The 20,144-nt window shown below is 36.2% G+C and carries 19 protein-coding genes and 1 tRNA gene; 7 read left to right on the top strand and 13 right to left on the bottom strand.

The annotated features are described in order from the left end of the window. Positions 1-212: 212 nt before the first annotated feature. Entirely contained in the window at positions 213-581 is a 369-nt protein-coding gene (locus tag UABHE_RS20340; protein WP_372365103.1) for a hypothetical protein, read from the top strand. 57 nt (positions 582-638) lie between these two features. Here UABHE_RS20340 and UABHE_RS20345 read toward each other — a convergent pair whose 3' ends face one another. The 5 genes from UABHE_RS20345 to waaF are packed head-to-tail and all read right to left on the bottom strand — an operon-like array spanning position 639 to position 6,895. Further along, the gene (locus tag UABHE_RS20345; RefSeq protein WP_372365104.1) at positions 639-2,084 is read right to left on the bottom strand and encodes an aminoacyl-histidine dipeptidase; all 1,446 of its coding nucleotides are present in this window, start codon (positions 2,082-2,084) and stop codon (positions 639-641) included. A 12-nt stretch (positions 2,085-2,096) separates the two neighbouring features. Continuing rightward, on the bottom strand, positions 2,097-3,953 hold the full coding sequence (gene mutL / locus UABHE_RS20350) for a DNA mismatch repair endonuclease MutL (RefSeq protein WP_372365105.1): 1,857 nt from the start codon (positions 3,951-3,953) through the stop codon (positions 2,097-2,099). After that, positions 3,950-4,762: a CARDB domain-containing protein gene (locus UABHE_RS20355; protein ID WP_372365106.1), complete on the bottom strand. Its 813-nt coding sequence runs from the start codon at positions 4,760-4,762 to the stop codon at positions 3,950-3,952. The genes mutL and UABHE_RS20355 overlap by 4 nt, the downstream gene beginning before the upstream one ends. 19 nt (positions 4,763-4,781) lie before the next feature. Then, positions 4,782-5,834: a rhomboid family intramembrane serine protease gene (locus tag UABHE_RS20360; RefSeq protein ID WP_372365107.1), complete on the bottom strand. Its 1,053-nt coding sequence runs from the start codon at positions 5,832-5,834 to the stop codon at positions 4,782-4,784. Continuing rightward, a complete protein-coding gene (gene waaF / locus UABHE_RS20365; RefSeq protein WP_372371654.1) occupies positions 5,831-6,895 on the bottom strand; it encodes a lipopolysaccharide heptosyltransferase II in 1,065 nt (354 codons plus the stop codon). The genes UABHE_RS20360 and waaF overlap by 4 nt, the downstream gene beginning before the upstream one ends. Before the next feature lie 286 nt (positions 6,896-7,181). Here waaF and UABHE_RS20370 point away from each other — a divergent pair, with 286 nt between their 5' ends. Then, complete coding sequence (locus UABHE_RS20370; RefSeq protein ID WP_372365108.1) at positions 7,182-8,339, top strand: HD-GYP domain-containing protein; 1,158 nt, start codon at positions 7,182-7,184, stop codon at positions 8,337-8,339. A gap of 12 nt (positions 8,340-8,351) precedes the next feature. Here UABHE_RS20370 and UABHE_RS20375 read toward each other — a convergent pair whose 3' ends face one another. Beyond that, positions 8,352-10,109 (bottom strand): protein kinase, encoded by a 1,758-nt coding sequence (locus UABHE_RS20375; RefSeq protein WP_372365109.1) that lies wholly within the window; start codon positions 10,107-10,109, stop codon positions 8,352-8,354. Positions 10,110-10,293: 184 nt separating this feature from the next. Between UABHE_RS20375 and UABHE_RS20380 the strand changes: the two genes are divergently transcribed. Further along, a tRNA-Val gene (locus UABHE_RS20380) sits at positions 10,294-10,367 on the top strand. 385 nt (positions 10,368-10,752) lie between these two features. Here UABHE_RS20380 and UABHE_RS20385 read toward each other — a convergent pair. The 7 genes from UABHE_RS20385 to UABHE_RS20415 form a co-directional block, all read right to left on the bottom strand. Next, complete coding sequence (locus tag UABHE_RS20385; RefSeq protein ID WP_372365110.1) at positions 10,753-12,396, bottom strand: carbamoyltransferase C-terminal domain-containing protein; 1,644 nt, start codon at positions 12,394-12,396, stop codon at positions 10,753-10,755. Further along, the gene (locus tag UABHE_RS20390) at positions 12,396-12,935 is read right to left on the bottom strand and encodes a phosphoglycerate mutase family protein (RefSeq protein ID WP_372365111.1); all 540 of its coding nucleotides are present in this window, start codon (positions 12,933-12,935) and stop codon (positions 12,396-12,398) included. Before UABHE_RS20390 ends, UABHE_RS20385 begins: the two co-directional genes overlap by 1 nt. Before the next feature lie 20 nt (positions 12,936-12,955). Then, positions 12,956-13,660 (bottom strand): WG repeat-containing protein, encoded by a 705-nt coding sequence (locus tag UABHE_RS20395; RefSeq protein ID WP_372365112.1) that lies wholly within the window; start codon positions 13,658-13,660, stop codon positions 12,956-12,958. Next, complete coding sequence (locus tag UABHE_RS20400; protein ID WP_372365113.1) at positions 13,657-14,685, bottom strand: radical SAM/SPASM domain-containing protein; 1,029 nt, start codon at positions 14,683-14,685, stop codon at positions 13,657-13,659. The genes UABHE_RS20395 and UABHE_RS20400 overlap by 4 nt, the downstream gene beginning before the upstream one ends. Beyond that, entirely contained in the window at positions 14,686-15,972 is a 1,287-nt protein-coding gene (locus UABHE_RS20405) for a glycosyltransferase (RefSeq protein ID WP_372365114.1), read from the bottom strand. A 218-nt stretch (positions 15,973-16,190) separates the two neighbouring features. After that, positions 16,191-16,772 carry a dTMP kinase gene (locus UABHE_RS20410; RefSeq protein ID WP_372365115.1) on the bottom strand — a complete coding sequence of 194 codons (582 nt, stop codon included), beginning with the start codon at positions 16,770-16,772 and terminating at the stop codon, positions 16,191-16,193. 19 nt (positions 16,773-16,791) lie between these two features. Next, a complete protein-coding gene (locus tag UABHE_RS20415; protein ID WP_372365116.1) occupies positions 16,792-17,532 on the bottom strand; it encodes a viperin family antiviral radical SAM protein in 741 nt (246 codons plus the stop codon). 320 nt (positions 17,533-17,852) lie between these two features. Here UABHE_RS20415 and UABHE_RS20420 point away from each other — a divergent pair, with 320 nt between their 5' ends. The 4 genes from UABHE_RS20420 to UABHE_RS20435 all read left to right on the top strand — a co-directional run bounded on the left by UABHE_RS20420 (position 17,853) and on the right by UABHE_RS20435 (position 20,144). Further along, positions 17,853-18,461 (top strand): hypothetical protein, encoded by a 609-nt coding sequence (locus UABHE_RS20420; protein WP_372365117.1) that lies wholly within the window; start codon positions 17,853-17,855, stop codon positions 18,459-18,461. Then, positions 18,436-19,074, top strand: a complete 639-nt coding sequence (locus UABHE_RS20425; protein WP_372365118.1) for a hypothetical protein — start codon at positions 18,436-18,438, stop codon at positions 19,072-19,074. Before UABHE_RS20420 ends, UABHE_RS20425 begins: the two co-directional genes overlap by 26 nt. Before the next feature lie 5 nt (positions 19,075-19,079). After that, a complete protein-coding gene (locus UABHE_RS20430) occupies positions 19,080-19,571 on the top strand; it encodes a hypothetical protein (RefSeq protein WP_372365120.1) in 492 nt (163 codons plus the stop codon). Positions 19,572-19,637: 66 nt separating this feature from the next. Next, positions 19,638-20,144 carry a hypothetical protein gene (locus tag UABHE_RS20435; RefSeq protein ID WP_372365121.1) on the top strand — a complete coding sequence of 169 codons (507 nt, stop codon included), beginning with the start codon at positions 19,638-19,640 and terminating at the stop codon, positions 20,142-20,144.

The following is a 20,144-nucleotide window of genomic DNA, read 5'->3' on the forward strand; positions in this document are numbered from 1 at the left end:
GAAGAAGTTGTTGAACTCATATGTTTGCGGATAGAAAGTATGGAGTAAACCTTAGGTGGGATTGATCGGGCCAATTTGCAAAATGAAATCAAATCCTATACAATGAACAAGTTAAATTTTACAATAAACAAAAGCGATAACAGCTTGATATAAAACATTATAATTCCATTGGCCAATCAACCTAAACAGTCTTTCATTATGGATTTTTAAAAATGCGAATTGCCATAGATATAGATGATACAATTACCCATGCACCTAAATTTTTCTCTGCTCTTACACAGTTCATAAAAGCAGAAATAATAATTGTAAGTTTTAGAGATAATTTAGAAGAAGCATTGTCGGTACTCCAAAACAGCCAGATATCTTATGATAAAGTTATTCTTTCAAACGATCGGGAGTTAGGACGCGAGAATAGCCAGGGATTAAGTGAGTGGAAAGCTAAAGTGGTGCAGAAAATTAAAGCGGATGTATTTTTCGAAGATATGCCTGAAGTGATTGCTCTAGTAAAGCCTCCGACTAAGGTTTTTATGACAATTGACAAGGTAATGCAGGAATGGGTTCAAGAAAACCTTTCGCGTTAATTATAAGTACTGGAAGTTTTACTTCCAGTACTTGTTTACATAGTTATAACATGTCGATTAAATTTTTTCTAAAATTTGGCAAAATACTTTCCAAAATTCGGCGACGGACTGAATGTGGACGCGTTCACTTGGAGAGTGAGGATTTTCGATTTGTGGACCGATTGATACCATATCCATACCAGGTATTTTCTCACCAATAACACCGCATTCCAATCCAGCATGAATTGCCTTGACTTCCGGTTCTTCGCCAAATGTTTCGCGATATTGTTCTTTTACTTTTTGTAAAATAGGAGAACTAAGATCTGGTTTCCAGCCAGGGTAGGCTTCTTCTTGCTCAACAACCGCTCCAACAAATTGCCCGCTTGCTGCAATTTGCTCGCGAGTGTTTTCCAGTGCTTCTTTCAATGAACTTCTAGTACTTGTTTGCACTAAACATTTATTACCTTCGCAATGTACTTTCGCTAAATTATTGGACGTATTGACTAAATCACCAATATCAGGATTCATCGCGAGTACACCATGCGGCAAAGTCACAAGAAGCATTAGAACTTTGTCACTGTCACCTTCAACTAATACTTCGCTACACTCTGTGTCAGTTATGGTAATCGCCAAATCAGGTTCTATATGTCCGAATTCATCTTTAATATTATTAAGTTTAGTATTACAAGCATCTACAAAAACTGAGCGTTTATCATCAGCTATAGCAACAATAGCAACTGCATTACGAGGAATTGCGTTGTGCTTATCTCCACCAATAAACTTATTTAAATATAAGGAATGCTCTTGACGTAATGACCATAAAATTCGCGCTAATATCTTAACAGCATTACCTTTTCCTACATGAATATCGCACCCTGAATGCCCGCCCTTTAAGCCAGAAATTGTTACTTCCATTGCTGTAAACCCTTGCGGTAGTTCGGATTTTTTAGTGTCGAGAGTCATGATCGTATCACCACCACCAGCGCATCCTACATAAATCATACGATGTTCTTCGGTGTCGAGATTAATAAGTATTTTGCCAGTAACAATAGAAGCATCAAGTTCCTTTGCACCAGTAAGACCCGTTTCTTCGTCGATGGTAAATAAACATTCGATAGGACCGTGTTGCCAATCCTTCTTGTCCATAACTGCAAGTTCGATAGCAACACCAATACCATTGTCTGCTCCTAACGTAGTACCTACAGCGTATAAATACTCGCCTTTTTGTGTTACTTGTATAGGATCTTTATCGAAATCGTGTTCTACACCTGGGTCTTTTTCACATACCATATCTAGATGAGATTGTAAGACAACTATTGGACTATTTTCTTTTCCAGAAGTTGCTGGTACAGTGACAACAATGTTACCAATACTATCTTCTTTGTAACTGAGGTTATTGCGCTCTGCTACTTTTTTAACGTACTGACGCATCGCTTCTTCATTTTTAGAAGTGCGTGGAGTACGTCTAATTTCATCGAAGTGTCCCCATACAGATGATGGCTCCAATGTTTTTAAATCTACCATTTATTTCCTTTCTCACGTTCTTTTAAAATGCTTTTCTAACTCTTTTAGGGTGATTTTTAATGTAGTTGGTCTACCATGTGGACAGTGAAATGGATTATCTGCATCTTGGCGACGTTGAATAAGAGAAACGACTTCTTCTGGCGTTAAATTGTCTCCTGCTTTTATCGCTGCTTTGCATGACATCATTTCAATAAGTGGATCGATAATATCGCTAATATTTACTTTGTTTTTGCGTTCAAATTCTTCGAGGATATCGCGCAGTAAATCTCCAGCGTGAATGTCACTTAGTAATTGTGGTAGTGCTCGAATAACAACATCATCGCGCACCACTTCCATTTCCATACCAAGCTCTTGTAAATGTTGTTGCGATTGATTAAAAGTTGCCATTTCTGTAGCAGTTAAACGCACGGTAACTGGAAAAAGTAGTAGCTGTGATTGCACATTTTTTTGCGCGACTTGCTTTTTTAATTTCGAATAGATAATTCTTTCGTGTAGAGCGTGCTGATCTATAATTTCTATTCCACGTAAAGTTTCAATAATAATATAGCTATCATGGATTTGAAACCAGCGCAGTGGCAGATTTTTTTCTTCTTCGTTAAAAAGATTGTTGGTACTTTGCGATGTTGTTTGTGTTGAAGAATTATTTGTTTTTGTTGTAGAGTAGCGTTCTTCAGAAATATTGTCAAATACCGGAACCTGTACTTGCGAAACTTCATTATAATTTGAAGTTGTTTCATTTATTGTCGACGTAGGAAAACTTGTTGTGGGCATATAGTTTTGCGTATTGCTTGTGTTAACTGTTGGCTCGTATGTTTTTTGAGCTTGTGTTGTAAAAGGTGTATAGTCATTGTTATCGGAAAAAATCGGAATTGAAGGTGTTAAGTCTCCCTTTCTTAGTCCTTCGAGGGTGGCATGATAAACAGCGCTATAAATGCCAGATGAATCACGATAACGAACTTCGGCTTTTGTTGGATGAACATTTACATCAACATCTTCAGGATGCATTTCTAAAAATAGAACAGCAACAGCGTGGCGTCTCATTGGTAAATAATCGCTATAGGCATCCGCAAGTGCACGAATCACGATGCGATCCTTGATACAACGCCCATTAATATACACGTATTGTTGTTTGCTATTAGGCCTATTTATTTCGGGAGGAGCTAAATATGCTTGCACTTCAATACCATTTCTCTCATAAGAGATTTCGAGCATTTCGCATTCTCCAATAGTGAGTAATTGTTCGATGCGCTCTTTTAAAGTCGGCATTTCTGGCACATCGAATACTGTTTTCCCATTATTGGTAAGTTTAAAAGCTGCTTTGTTGTATGAAAGCGCAAGTTTTATCAGGGTATCTGTTATATGTCCCATTTCGGTGGCATTTTTTTTCAAAAACTTACGTCGTGCTGGGATGTTAAAAAAAAGATCGTGTACTTCTATAATTGTTCCACAATTTACAGCAACAGGTTCTATTTCTCTGACTTCTCCACCAAATGATCGAATCTTATAGCCTGTCGTCTCATCTGAGGAACAAGAAGCAATAGACACATCTGCGACTGAGGCAACACTCGCTAAAGCTTCGCCACGAAAACCCAATGTCTTAATTTTTAGAAGGTCATCGACGCTTTGTAATTTACTAGTGGCATGACTAGTAATCGCAAGTGGCAAGTCGTCTTTTGTCATGCCACAGCCATTGTCAGTGATGCGAATAAGGCGCGTACCAGCTTCCTCTACAGCAACTTCTATTGAAGTTGCGCCAGCGTCAATACTATTTTCGACCAGTTCCTTGACTATAGAAGCTGGGCGCTCTATACACTCACCAGCAGCAATTTGATTTACCAAAAGTGGTGGTAACACCTTTATTTTACTCATCGCGTTCGCGGAAATCCCATAAAAAAAACTTTTGCACCTAATTCGAGATTACAACCTTCGCCTTTAGGGTATTTGTTATTGGCGTCAGCGCGTAAAGTTACTGCTCCGCTTTTGATAGGAAAATAGACCGGTAACTTCATTAACTTAGACTCTCCTGGTCGCAGGTTAATATTCGGATGGCGAAAAAAGCGTTTGCCATTAAGCAAAAATAAATTATCAATACCTACTGCTTCACGGAGACCATAATTGCGAATTACGTATTCAACGCGAAATCCGTAGCGTCCTTTTTTCGTAGCTATAGAATCGACTTTTTGCAGTTTCATCATGCCATTAATGGGTACTTTTTCTGCTATACGTAGCGCTTCAATGTGGATATGAGGTTCTTTGGAACTTCCTTTGCGGAACCCTTTAAATGCAATGTTAACCTTTATGTCGTTGTTACTTTCATCGTCCTCTTGGACTCTTGAAAATGCATCTGCTCGCACGATAAGATCACCATCTTTGATGTCTAGAACAGCTGTATCTTTCATTATTTGTGTATCATTAGCCCCTGCTGATAGATTTTTTTGTTGCGCAACAACTTTATCATTAAAGTAACAAAGATTATCAAAATCTTTTACTGCCATAAAGCCGTCGTTGTGAAGGTTATATTGCAATTTAAAATAGCTTTTACCAGCAATACTCTTTTTGGCAATATCATTAGGGGTTAAAATAATGATATCTCTAACCGCTGGTTTACCTGCTATTTTCAGACCATCTAAACGCAAGTCGCGTTTCTTTTTAGTTCCTCTACAGATTTCTTCTTCCATGGTTGTTCCTTTCTACTCTTTACTTATTCACCATTGGTAAATTCTTTAATACGGGATACAACATAAGTCCTGCAAAAAAACCTCCAAGATGAGCATCCCAAGCAATTCCTGTATTAAACATACTAAGTAAAACTTGAATAATCATCCACAAAATAAAATAATCGTAAGCATGCATCTTTATCAACACAAAAAAGACGACGGCTCCTATTTTTGCCTTGCGACATGCGTGAAAATAACCTCCCATAAGTCCACCGACTGCTCCACTAGCTCCCAAAATAGGAACATAACTGGTAGGATTAAGAACTATATGGACTAAACAAGCAACTGTACCACAAATAATATAAAAAAGAATATATTTAACAATACCTAAACGATCTTCGACATTATCTCCAAATACATATAAACAATACATATTACTAAGCAAATGAAACCAGCCAGCATGCATAAACATACTTGTAAGAATGTGACTTGCCTCTATTTGTTGAGGCACTAAACCGTAATAAATTGCTTCGTTATAAGAAAGGCAAATAAAAAACAGTATATTAGCAATGAGAAGTAGTGTTGTTACATATGGAGTTTTTTGTGGTGGAAGATTAATTTCGACAGGCATACCAGTAAAGAGGGAAAATAAATATTCTTTCATATCTATTTCCCTATCTTCTTCATACTTTTCGTAGTATGTGTCGTTGCAAATCATATAGCGACTTTTAAGGTATCTTTCCGTTTCTCCCTTGCGATGATCAGCTTTTTGTTTTTTCTTTAGCCACTTGAATTCTATATGACTAATAAACAGTCCTTGACAATGTACGCAGACGTCGGGATTTACATGGTGATATTCTCCTCCGCCTTCTATATTTTGTAAAGGTGCTTCGCATTCAGGGCAATCCATTTGCAGTACTTTGTGAAGTGACTGTTCGAATTGCCCGGAAGATTTTTCCATTTTGTCGTGCAAGATAAAGTTCCACTTACTCCCTTGATGTAGCCAAAGACCACAACCGTAGATGCAAGTATAACACTCTAACTCGCGATAGGAGTTTTGTCCCATGCTGCTTTTGCACGACGGGCATCTCATAGCTTACCTTCCTTTTTCAATATTGTTTCAACATTGCTAAAAACTTTTTCAGCATGTAACTCTTGCATGCACGCATGATGAGCATATAAACAAACCTTGAGATTACATGGCATGCACTCTAACCCTTCGTTACGAGTTACAATGGTATTTTCGAGCGGAGTATAAGTATGGCGCGGATCATTCGGTCCCATAAGTACTACTGAAGGAGTACGGAAGGCATGAGCTATGTGGCGTGGACCTGTATCATTACATACTACAAGATCAGCTTTGTCAATAAAAGCCTTGAGTAAGGCAAGGCCTTCTGCTGAAGGAGGGTGAATGTGGAACTTACTTTTTGCCAACTGCGAAATTTCTTGAGTAATCGCTTTGTCGTCTGGGCCTGGAACCATCATAATATTTGCTTGATATTTTTCTACCAGTAAGTCAATTAATTTTGCCCAATGTCGTGCTGGCCATAGTTTTGACGAACCAAATTTAGCACCAGGAGTCATTACTATTTTGAAAGCAGAGGAATGTGTTGCCTTGTTCCACGAGTCTTGCGCTTTTTTTTCTGTTTCTGGCAAAATCGGAAGTTCAGGGTATAACGATTCTGGCGTAGCATCAATAAGCTCTAGAAGTTTAGCATAGTATCCACCGGTATAGACAGGCATTTTTTTGCCATTTTCCTTAGGCCGTTTTAAAGTATTTGTGAGAAAAATATTCTTAGCCAAACGTTCATAACCAATGCGTTTCTGAGCGCGTGTTAAAAAACCAATGATTCCTGTACGAATACTATTTGGAAAAATAACCGCTAAATCATATTTGTTTTTTCGCAGCTCTTTAGAAAAACTAAGTAAACCAAAAAGTCCTTTGTGTTTCTTCTTTTTATCGTAGAAAATAAGATGATCGTAGTATTCTGCACCTTCAACTAAATATTTCATTAGAGGAGCCATACACAAAGTAATTTCTGCTTGCGGAAATTTATTGCGCAAAGACCTAATAGAAGGCGTTGCCATAATAAAATCACCTACCCATGTTGGGCATTGTACGAAAATAGATTGTATCTTTAAGTCTTTTATCATAATATATATAAGTAAAAAAGTTTTGTTTTCTATCGAATGTTTTATTATCAAAATATTCTAAATACAGGGGCAGTTTCGTTGCTTTTCTTTTTGCACAGACAACTTGTGCGCTCTCAGAATATCTTACTACTCCCTAAAATATCTCATATTATATAAATGCCAATATCCCTAAACGCAATTAAAATATAAATTTCACTTAAGTGAGTTACACAATTATGTTGTTTTGGGCTTTATAGTATATAACGCCACCTTTTTATTTCCAATAAAAATTTATGCGGAAAAAACGATGAATGTTGAAGAAAAACTTTATAAACTTACCGAAATAGGTATAGCCCTCTCTAGCGAAAGAAATCTAAGAGTACTTTTGGCAAAAATTTTGACGGAAGCGCGTGCATTTACCAATGCAGAAGGTGGAAGTCTTTATATACGCAAGCGAGATAAACTTGTATTCTCTGTTAGCCAAAACGATGTGTTATATTCTCAGCAAGATACTATACGCTGTCAAGTTTTTCGTGGAAAAATGCTAGAAATCGATAGTAACAGTATTGCAGGATATGCAGCCCTTACCAAAGAGACAATTAATATAGCTGATGCTTATCATATTCCAAAAGATGCGCCGTATAACATCGATCGCAGTTTTGATATACAAAATAAATATCGCACCAAATCAATGCTCGTTATTCCCATGGGAGAAACAAATGAGGAACTTATAGGAGTTCTGGCATTAATAAATGCGCGCGATAACGATGAAATCATTCCTTTTTCAAAAGAATATGAATCACTCATTTCTTCTTTGGCATCGCAAGCAGCTGTCGCAATTCATAACGCTCAGTTAAACCAACAATTACAAGATGCTTATCTCGATACAATATTGCGTTTATCGCGCGCAGCAGAATTTCGCGACAAAGATACAGCATTTCATTTGGAAAAAATTAGCACTTACTCTACTATTATTGCTAGACAGCTAGGTTTTTCACAAAAATATATTGATGATATTCGCTATGCAAGCCCAATGCACGATATTGGTAAAATCGGTATATCTGACTCTATCCTTTTAAAACCAGGTAAACTAACAAGCGATGAATTTGAACAGATGAAACAGCACACAATTTATGGCGCTGATATTTTAAAAAATGCAAAGTCAGATGTTCTCGAACTGTCCCTAAAAATTGCTCTGACTCACCATGAAAAATATGATGGAAGTGGTTATCCAACAGGTTTAAAAGGAGATGAAATTCCTTGGGGAGGACGGATTGTTGCCATTGCAGATGTGTTTGACGCTTTGACATCGAAACGTTGTTACAAAGAGGCTTGGGAAACACAAAAAGCTATCGACTATATCACAGAACTTTCTGGTAAGCAGTTTGATCCAAAGGTGGTAGAGGCTTTTCATATATCGTTAGAGAAAATACTAGAAGCAAAAGATACTTATGAATCAAATTGATTCATAATTTCTTTACTTGCGGTGGTTCTTTTCACATTGTTTGATAAGCCACTTAACTTGTTGTGTATTGTCTATACCCAATTGTAAGCTTTTTTCTAAATCAGACTTTGCTTTGCGAAACGACCGTAAACGATATAGCGCGCGCCCTCTTTTAGAATAAGAAACAGGATCATCACCTCGTAATTCAATCGCCTTAGTACAATCATCAACTACTTTCTCATATAAACTCAAAGAGCTATATATACTGGCGCGATTGACATAATAAGAAGCGTGAGATGGATCAAGCATAATGGCACGATCATAATCCTGTAATGCTTTTGTGTACTGAGATAAACGAAAATAAACGCCACCGCGATTGCTATAATAATAGGCATTACTATTATTGATATTGATAGCCTTATTATAAAACTCAAGAGCCGCAGTATAGTTTTTTTGCATTTGAAACAATAAACCTTTTCCAAAATAAGCATCGCTATAACTAGGCAATTTTTTAATAGCAGCATCGAAGTATTTTAGAGCTTGCTGCTGATCTTTATCTAAATAATAATTAGCTTGGATTAAATCCATTTCTACGCGATTTTTACTCAACAAGTCGTTTTTGATAATACGATCTATTAACATCTGACTAACAATAGATTTTTGATTTAGTAAGTCTGAAACTGTTTCTTCAAGTTTAGTTGTTTGCGAGATAAGGGAATTATTTTTACTTTTGAGAATATAGAAAAATACCAGCAATGTAATAATAAGTACAAAACTTACCACTTGCGAAATAACCAGCATATTTTGCACTTTGCGTGCCTGAGTAATCTGTGTGAGATTTTCTTCTTCTAGCACTGGTTCATCAGTTACTTTGTATTCATTAGTCGCTTGGTAACCGACATCCGCATAATCGATATCGCCATGAGAACTCTCGTTTTCCTGTAACGCTTGATAAATTTGTAAAAGCTCAACTCCTAGTTCTTTCGCACTCTTTGTGCGCTGATGCGGATTTTTCTCTAGTGCTTTATCAACAGCAGCGGATAACTTAGCGTAAGCAGAAGGATGTTTCTTATCTTTTACTTTATCTTTTATGAGAGGAAGCCTATCTCCCACAACTTTGTTTAAAGTTCCCGCTAAACTCTTCGTTAAAAACGGTGACTTCTTAAGCCCTAAAATAATTTGATAAATAACCACTCCAATAGAAAAAACATCACTATTAAAACGTTCTTTATCAGTTATTTGTTCCGGAGATATATATTCAGGTGTACCAATAATAACTCCGGTTTTAGTGATACCGCTAAGTTCTTTATTCGTAGTTTTAGCAATTCCCAAATCAAGCAATTTAATAATGCCTTTTTCAGTGACAATAATATTGTCAGGCTTAATATCGCGATGAACAATTCGATTGACATTTAAAGCTGAAACGGCCTTACAAATTTGAATAGCAATCTTTAACCTATGCAAAAGAGACAAAGGGTGTTCTTTCTCCAGTAAATCCCCTAAAGTAATTCCAGGAATGTACTCCATCACCAAAAAATAATTACTACGCTCCTGAAAAAAATCATAAGCCATAACAATATTAGGATGTTTTATAGAGCACAAAAACTTGTATTCACGCTTAAACCGCTCAACAATTTTCTCCGAAGTGTGCTTACACTGCTTAATCGCCACTTCTTGATTACGATGAAGATCCTGAGCCAAATAAACACAACCAATACCACCCTGCCCAATAACTTTCTCTAACCTATAACGCTGCTTTAGCACAAATTTTGTTTGATGTCTATCCGTCATGCTTTACCTTGAAAAGTACAAATGAAATCTCTAACCGCCCCGAAATACCACAAATTATATTATAGCATCTAAAAATAAGAAATAAATATCTAACCGCGAAAACCCATCCAAAAAAACACCAAAAATAAATCCCAAAAAAATCTTGACAATAAGGAAGCTCTGGTATAAACTATTCAACTCAATCGGACGATTAGCTCAGCTGGCTAGAGCGCCACGTTGACATCGTGGAGGTCACTGGTTCAAGTCCAGTATCGTCCATACAATGCTAAATATAAAAAAGACAACAAGTTACACCTGATGAGGGAGTAATCTGTTGTCTTTTTTTTTGCACTAATTTCCGCTATTCGGTTAGTTTTTTCGGTTAGTCGGGCAAAAACCCCAAAAAAAACACCTCAAAACTCCCGCCAAAGTTCACAAAGCATAAAACTCATTTTATAAAACGAAAAGAGGCATATTATGCTTAAAAAATCGAACACCAAACCAATATACGAAGAAAATACTATCGCGATGTGACAAAAGAGTGTTGAGCCTGACAAATAAATACAACACTGAAACTTAGCTTTGCTCCTGTTGAAGCTTTGTGCAAAAAGCAATATTTGCAACAATGATTGAGTTTAAAGCTTATAATATTCTATCTAGTAATTTAGAGTAAAATAATCTCTCCATTTACAACAACAACACCTATATTCATACTTTTTGCAGAAGCAATAGCATTTTCTTTCGTATGAACGATGGGTTCTTCCTTCTTGTTAAACGAAGTATTAATGAGACAAAAAACATTATGTTCTTGTTCTAAATAATCGAGCAAGTCATACATAAAAGGATTTTGATTTTTAGACGTTATAGATTGGATTCGAGCAGATTGATTGGTATGGATTACTCCAGGAATTTGCGCTTTGTACTCTTCTAATATGTGAAAATCTGCCAACATATAGTTGGTGATAATTGGGATGCTAGTTAAACCGGTGATTTTTTTCACATTTCTTTCTAACATAATAGGCGCTACAGGACGATACCACTCGCGTTTTTTATGATCGATACTCACTTTGTCTTTTAATTCTGTAGAATTAGGAAGTGCAATAAGGCTTCTATTTCCTAATGCGCGAGGGCCTATTTCACCGTATCCGTTACAAACCCCCACTATTTTATTATCTATTAAAAGAGACGCTATTTTTTTGATAGTCTCTTGGGAATAGGTTGTCTTGTAATGTTTGATTTTAAAATTATTGAGATATGGACTATGCCGTTTGATGTTTTTATGTTTCTTTTGTTCGACAAAAGAAGCAGCTCCGATTGCCAACCCACTATCACCGCAGCATGGAGGAATATAAATCTCTTTAAACAACCCACTTTGAATGATAGCAGTGTTGGCAATGATATTCAAAGCACAACCACCAGAGAGATACAAATATTCACATCTATGTTGTTCTTGCAATTGTGTTAATTTTGACAAAAACTGCGTTTGGAAATCATATTGAAATGTTGCCGCTATATCCTGTAAAAATGGATCTTTTAAATCAAATTGTTGTTTACACCACTCGAAATTTTTTTGCGCGCCTTGGTAGAAAGGGGTGTTGTCTTGCCAAATATCGCCAAAAAAGTCGTTGTTTTGTAACCATGTGTGGATTTTTGGTGAATGTTTACCATAACAAGAATAACCCATAAGTTTTCCAGGAACCGCCAAATGTTCATAGTGTTTCATTCCCAAAATCGCAAACGTTAATCCATTATCGTTAAAATATTTGGATAATTGCGCGAGTTCCCAGTGGCATTCTAAGAACTTTAATTCATCATTTTTGTATGTCCACGCAGAAAAATTACCTTGGCTCGCTCCACCGTCAAAGTGAATCAACATGCTATTGTCTTGAAAGTTACCATAAAAAGGCAAGCAACTGTATAAATGCGCTAACTCATGATTAAGAACATAAGCTTCTCGCTCTTGATCTTTCCACCAACAGTTACCTAGTTCAACATCTGTGGCCAATGGTCCGCCAATAGGGCCTTCAAAACGAATTTTTCCAGAGTTGGAAATAAAAGATCTTCCGACAAAAGAATCGACAAACACAATATCAAATTCATCAGGTAAATAAAAATCGTGTTCATCTAGTATATCTTCTATACAAATATGCATACGGTTATCATGTTTGCGACGTGTAAGACGTTCTAAATGCAGATAAGTAATTACTTTACCATTCTCCATAAGAACTAATGAATGATCATGAACATAGCCAGGGGAATCATAATTATGCCGATCCTGAATGCCATAAATCGCTAGCGTTGGCTTCATCACGACTCCATATCTTCAACAAAAATAAGTTTTCCATCAACTAAACAAAAGTCTTGCAAATTTAGCTCCCAAATACCAGCGAACGGAGTATGGCACAAAAAAGGACAAGTGTAGAGATAATCTAATACCGTTTTCTGCGGATCAAAATACTGGAGAATCATATTGATCGGTCCACAGTGGCTAAAAATAGCAGTGTTGCTCGTTATCAAATTTGACTTATTCCTAATCCAAGCTGTAACTCTTTCAACAAGGCTTTCATGCGACTCAACCTCTTTTTCTCTTTCCCACAGTGCTTTTTCAATAGTAGGGCTAACTTGTTCTAACCGCGTGTCAAGAAATGGTTGTAGTGTTTGTATTACACGAGTAAAGTTGCTAGTATAAACCTGCTGAATATTTTTATTGCGCAAGTATTTTGCCATCATGTGCGCCTGTTTGATTCCGCGTTGCCCCAATGGAGGACCAGGAAAATAATTTTTATAGTGTAAAGTTTGCGGTTCTGCATGACGAGCAAGATATAACTTTATTATTCTAGACATCATATTACTCCAAAGTTACTTAATCAATGTATTAGGGAATGTACGCACTTACCTTGCTCATCAATAATTACCTTGCTACCGTCAAATTTTTGAACTAAGGCACAGCCATTGTAAAATGGTTCTACAAAAGCATATCTTTCAGAGTAAATACCATCGCCTTCTGTATCGATGTGAAACCAGCCGTTTTCATCTTTGGCAGTTGCAAATCCTTTGTGATACACACCAAGATCTCTAAATGAAGTCTCATAAATAAAATTACCTGATTTATCGATGTGTTTGTAACAACCATTAGCTAACATAACACAAGAGTAATTGTCTTTATAATCTCCAGCATATTTATAGTTTTCTTTGGAGATGCGTTTACCTAAAGTATCTACATAAAAGTAATGCCGGTCAAAATCTCTGATAACACAACGATCGTATTGAAAATTTCCTACAAATGCATACTTGTTTTGATATACAAGTTTTCCATCAACATCGATGTGATACCAATTATTTTCAGACACTACGGCCGCTCTTTTCTGATAAAAACCAAAAGTCCGCTGGTATCGCTGTGAATATATATTCTCTCCGTTGATGTTTATGTGATACCAACCAGAAGTGTCAGACACCGCTGCAATACCTGGCTCATGGAATTTTAAAACTTCAGCAAAGCTTTTAAAAATCAATTTGTCATTGTATATAAATTGAGTATGGTCTTTGGAAACTTTGATTTCTTTCCAATTCATTGTGGTGGCCTCCTCATGTTACAACTTTTACACAACGGTATAGTTTGGTAATTATCGACTAAATTTTGATATTGTTCGCTCTGTAAAACGTCGACAATAGATGTTGTTTGAATATTGCCAAAGTCCCCTAATTGCTGCCTTTGTTCATCGGGAGCACAACAAGGAGAAATTTTTCCTGTCGCAGAAATCCATAACTCTTTATTTAGAAACGGACATTTATAACTTTCAGGTACTTCGAGACTACCATCTTCTACAGGTAATATATTTTCAAGAAGAACTTTTTCTCCGTTAGGTCTTCTATATTTCTCTTGTGCCTTGTAAGCTTCATTCACATAAGAATTCCATTTGGCGATATTCTCACTAGTTGACTTCATAGAAAGCGATTTTATTTCTGAAAAGTGCGCCCATAAATGATGTCCCTTGATTCGATCAACTCCTATTTCTGCGCCTAGCTTGACAATGTTAGCGAGTTCATGCATATTATTTGTCATAAAAGTCAGTTGGAAAGAAACACGACAATAATAATTTGATTGCTGGTAATACTCATCTCGTAGTTTAATAAACTGCTTTACATTGTCTAAAACTTTATCAAATGGAATTTTTAGCATTACTTTTTCTGCGGTCTCCTGCGTAGCTCCGTTCCATGAAAACTTGACATCAGAGATAACCGGAATAAGTATTTCGGCCCATTCTTGCACAGATTTTCGTGGAAATGTTCCATTGGTGGTGAGGTTAAGTTGAATATTATGTTTTTTGCAAAGACAAACTATATCTTCCATTCCCTCATATATAAGAGGTTCTCCCATCGTCGATGGTATAATTTCTTTTACACCAAGTTGCTTTGCTTGGAACATAATACTCTCAATCCAGGTTATAGGCATAACTCGTCTTTTTACACCAGTTTTCTCAAACAATTTTTGTTTAAAATCGCTATAGGGACTGTGCTCTTCACACATAATACACTGAAGATTGCAATCTTCTGGATTGGTGTCGAGTGTTATACGCCAAAGATTTTGCGGTGACATTTATTTATCCTTAACAACGTTTTGATAAAATTTCTCTAAAGCAGTGCAGTGGTTTTGAATGCTTGGTACCTGTCCATCATCAGAAAATAGATAACCTTTTTTTCCAAAATTTTTCATTTCACCTGGATGATCCAAAGCATATTGCATTTGCTCAGCTAAAGATTTCCAGTTGCGATGCGCAAACAAAAGGCCATTTACCTTATGATGCACATACTCTTTCATTCCTCCGTAGTTTGCTGTAATTACTGGTGTATGGCAAGCTTGTGCTTCATGTATCACTAATGGCGAATTTTCTCCCCATATAGAAGGCACAACAATAGCATCTGTAGCTGCAAAAACTTTATGTGCAATATCGCAGTTTGCATACTCGCCCATCCATTCAATTTTTTCAGCCATAGATGACGATAACCCTTTGGCAAGTGCTTGCAATGAAGCTGTTCCCTGGCCGTTGTTTCTCCCCCAAATCTTGAGCTTTGCTTTTCCTTTTAAACGAACAAAAGCCTTGATAAGTAGCGATACGCCTTTCGCAGGTATATGAGTTCCGATGTAGCTAAAAGTAAATTCTTCATTCTGTTTTTCGACAGGCTGTAAATACTCCAAGGGAAATCCGTAGTCTAAATAAACGATCTTTTCTTGAGGTAATTTGAACTCCTCAATAAAACGGCTTTGTAAATAGCGAGAAGGTGCTAAAAATAATTGAATTTTTTTACAAAGCCTCTTTGTTTCTTCCATTCGCGTTTGAATCCACTGTGTCCAGTATTCAACATCTCTCTCATAGTCGCTTTCTTGCCCTGAAAAATAAGCGCGGTAACAATTCTCTGTACACTTACGATTTTCCTGAAAGGAACACAGTTGATAAAAATTAGGATTCGCAAAATTTGTCTGCAAGAATTGTCCTCGCGGACACATCAGCCAAAAATCATGTAAGGTAAATATAATCGGTATTTTCTTTTCATTGAGTTTATCAATGATTCCCGTAGAAAGATGATTTAAATGCCCAATATGCGCAACATCAGGTTTTACTCTATCTAAAAGTTGCGCAAAAGCACTATCCAGTTGCGAATGTCGATAACCATCTTTTTCTCGTGGTAAATTAATAAAATATTTGGTTAGTGAACCATCCGCTTCTTCTCTAATAGAGAAATCTGAGGCAAATATATTTTGCTCGCGTGTAAAAATACTTACCTTATGCGATTTCGCCAATTGATTGCAAATAGACTGACTATAAACCTCCGAACCAGCATTATATTTCGGAGGATAACCATGAATAACTTTTAGTATGTGCATATCTATTTCTTTCTTTTTCCTTTGCGCTTTAGTTTTCTAAATTCATTCCATTGTTAGTTGAAAAGAAATCTCACTGTATTGTGTGTTACACTGCGAGATTTCTTTTTAATATTAATTAGTTTTGAGGGTGTTACAATATTTTTTTCCTAGTTGCACCTAAGCACATTCGTTGATCGATATTATCTCCAATATTTTACTATGTTGCAGCGTACCTATCATTACTTCCCTTTCATCGTTTCTATATCTCGTTTGATAATATCGACACTCAACTCAAAATCTTCCCAAGTCTCATTTTTAAGCGTTTCTACTTCACCAAGATCCACATCTTGTTTGCTATAGTACTGATCATATAACATCCGAAAATACGCGCGATCACTTCGCAGTTTGTTATCTATTTCATTGTTACGTTCGTCTAGTCTCTCTTTAATCGTTGTAAGTGACGACTTGATCAAATACGTTTTTGACGGCTTAGGAACATTGATTTCATCAAGTAAAGACTTAAGTACCTGCTTATCACTAAGACTGACAATATGGGTTACATAAGTCGAAAAAATAAAGCGATCGAGAACATAAATTTTGCCATCACTTTTCTTACTGCAAAAATACATATTTGCGGTAAGAAAAAATAAAAAACGTTCTAGTTTCGGTTTCTCCCAAAAATCAGGTATTATTTGATCAAATGGTGGCGGTGGAGATTTAGCAAAAACAACGCTCGAATCACCATGAAAGTAAGATTTTAATTTTTCAAAAATGGTTGTCTTACCTGTACCATCAATACCCTCAAGAGCAATAATTTTCATAGTAAAACCTTTCTAATATTCATAAAGACCACCGCGTTGACAAAATTTTTCGTGGGAAAACCCTACTTCCCATAGAGCTTTTTCTACTCCGATATTTAAAACTGGTTCGCTGTAAATATATTTGGTGTCGCTGTTGAAAATCTTTGAATTGCTTATTTGTAATAGCTAGCTCTGGATAGTGGTAGTTATTTTCACCATCAATAGGTAAAATTTGCAGCACCTTCCACCTCTCAACAGCGCAGTCCTCTACAAAAGAACTCATATCTTCTTCGTAGTTGTAGCGCGTAATTACCGAGTTGAGTTTTTTGCGAATTTTATGCCGCTTTTGGCGATTAAAGCGTTGTATTATATGGAAGGCTTTTTTTACTTTTTCGACCTGGTCTCCTTTGCCGCGACCAAGGCCTTGCTGCGTCGCTTCAATAGAACTATCACAGCTAATGGCAATCCAATGTAAAAAACGGCCATAGTTTTGCAACCACTCATCTGTAAGAAAATTTCCATTGGTAACAATCGATGTTTTGAGACCTATTTCGTAAGAGTAGCGAACAAGTTCACCGAGATCTCGATAGATAAAAGGTTCACCACCTGCAAAGTTGATTTTTATACATCCTGAATTTTTAAACATAAGCATTAGTTTTTTCATTTCGCATAGCGACAGTGGGTGTTTTTTCTTTACATCATAAAATCTAGCAAAACAGAACTTGCAACTAAGATTACAGTACTTGGTTAAGTGAAAATTTACGGTGGTGATGTTAAGCATAGTAAAACTCCTAAAAAGTCGTTGGGTTCTCTCTGAGGCTTTATATGCTTACTGAAAATAAAATCTGACCTTTTAAAAAAAAATAATGCTAAAATAATGGCAAAACAGTCATCAATGATAGAAAGAAACACATGAACTTAAGAGAATTTTGCGAAGACGAAGATGTGCAAAAAAGCTTTGAACAGCTATCTTTAGGAGCACAGCAACCTCTATATTTCTTACTAGAAAAAATATAAAATTTGGAGGTTGGTTATTTCGAAGTTACTTCAAAACTGGGGGCAAAAAGATTTGACTTGTCGCCAAACAACTGGGAAGAAATAGTGGAATCTATTCGCGATGCTTTGATCGATAAACTACTGGGTAATAAATTAAACTACTATGATCCACAAAAATCGAAGTTGATAACATACCTTACTACGGTTGTTGTAAATATTATTTTGCAAATCAAACGCAGCGAAACACTTCAAGTAGGAGAACGAAAAATAGCAAAAACAATATCGTTTGAGTTGTTCCCAAAACTTGAAAACCTCAACAACATAGCACATGAACAACAAATGGCATATCAAGCGCCATCGATAAAGCTAAAGGATGAAATCTACTATGAAATTCAACGCCTAACATGTTTACGCCGCACAATATTAAAACTATGGCTTCCGTATTTTTTTAACTATCGATTTGATCCCGATGAAAAGCACTTACTAATAAAATGCGAGCAACAAGTTCGTAAAATTCAGCACCAACTACAAGAACTTATTTTAGAGCTAATCAACAACGGAAATAAAAACCCTCATGTTTCGCCTGAAAAAATAGCCAACTGGCTCAAAAAGACGCGAAACGCGATTGATCGTCACTTGACTGTACTAAGAACAAAACTTACTTGGTTACAAAAAGGAAGCTTGAAAAATGCCTTGGCAGAAGAAAATTTTTGAAATTAATGACGGTGAAAAAACCGTTCGAATATCTTTTTTTCCGAATATAGAGTTATTCAAAAACAAATTAGAAAAGCATTTACTATCAGATGGAGAGCCAGGTTGGAAAAAAGTTTTTCCTGAAATTTTGCAAAAATACAATAAAAAAAGTCAGATTTCGCAACAAGAATGTGTAGATATATATGAAGAGGTTGCAAAAAGCGCAGAAAAAGACATTCAATTTATGTGGAAATACCCTTTACGTGCAGAATATCAAAGGCAAGAAAAAAAAGGCACATGGATAGATACTGTTGCAGGTATTTCTCCTTATGGTTTTGCTATTTTTTGTAAAAATAACATTGTTGTATCAATGTACTATGTTTGCCACTCTGAAAATAGCGGAAGTCTGCAAACCTTATTTGCCGCTATTGCAAAAATGCATGAAAAAACGGACAACAACCAAAACAAAGATGCTAAACACCGTAATATTAAGATGTATACAAACGCCACATGGACTTTTCCCTTTAAAAACAAAAACCAGTTCAGTAGTTTTTTTGACGCATATGAGGAAATAGAATCTGACAGCGAGTTAGTAAAAAAAATAGATGACCTACTAGCAAAATACCAGAGGTGAATAACATGCTAAAGCAACTAAAGTTTCAAGAAATTCGTCACTACATAGCCGAATGGGAAAATAACGACAAAAAGCCAAGTAATGCCTTTGGGATACTAATGTGTATTGGCTATTTACGCAAAGAAAGACTCAACCAAGACGAGCTAACAATTCTTCGCGAGATAGAAATTTTGGTAAAAGAGGATTTATCTAATTTTCTAAAACAATATGAATTTTTTATGGATGGATCTTTTTTATTAGATCGTGCACAAGAATTGAAAACAGAACTCGACGAAGAACTCGCCGAAATTTTTTGCCAATTACGCAACGAACAACAAATGGGGTTTAGTCTTATACAAGAGTATGCACAAGAGCTAGATTTACCTTCGACAACTATCCGCAAAGTGCGAGATTTTTTACTACAGTGCGACGAAGAAATTTGTTGGAACAAAGATATCGTTGTGGCAATACAAGAATTTGGCTGTGAAGATCCACTTTTAGATCCAGAAATATATTAATGACATAATAAATCAAATAGCTATGCATGCTGGATTCCAAGTTATATAAAAGAAAAGTGGACAGCTATGGCTTGCGATGATTCACTAACTCTGCAACAAAAAACAACTTTAGAGTGTCATTTACAACAATGCATCAACTGCAACACACAATATGAATGGCTGCAACAACATTTTCAGTCTGACACCAAAAACAACACCAAAAACAATGTGGTGCTAATTCCCCAAGAAGGTCTAATTTTGCCATGTATTTGGTCACCACAAGGTTTAGCCGCTGCTTCGAATGATGACTTTAAAGATATCAGTTTACTCGACGGTGAAATTGTCGGCAATGTAGCAAAAGAATATGATGAAATTGTCTATCGTCTTAGCACTAAAGAGATGAAATTTAAATCAATCAAAGTGATTATTGAAGTAGATAATTCTGAAAAGAAAAGCTGTATTTTTCTACCCTATGGTGATGAGCTAGCTCTTTTTCCTATAGAAAAAGGTCAAGTGAGTAACTTGCCCATCATCGCTTTCCCATACAAGGATAATATTCAAACAGATAAAGTTAAATTATTTCAGGAGTTATAG

Origin of the sequence: Candidatus Uabimicrobium helgolandensis (assembly GCF_041508025.1) — a bacterium.
In the GTDB taxonomy this organism is placed as follows: Bacteria; Planctomycetota; Uabimicrobiia; order Uabimicrobiales; family Uabimicrobiaceae; genus Uabimicrobium; species Uabimicrobium helgolandensis.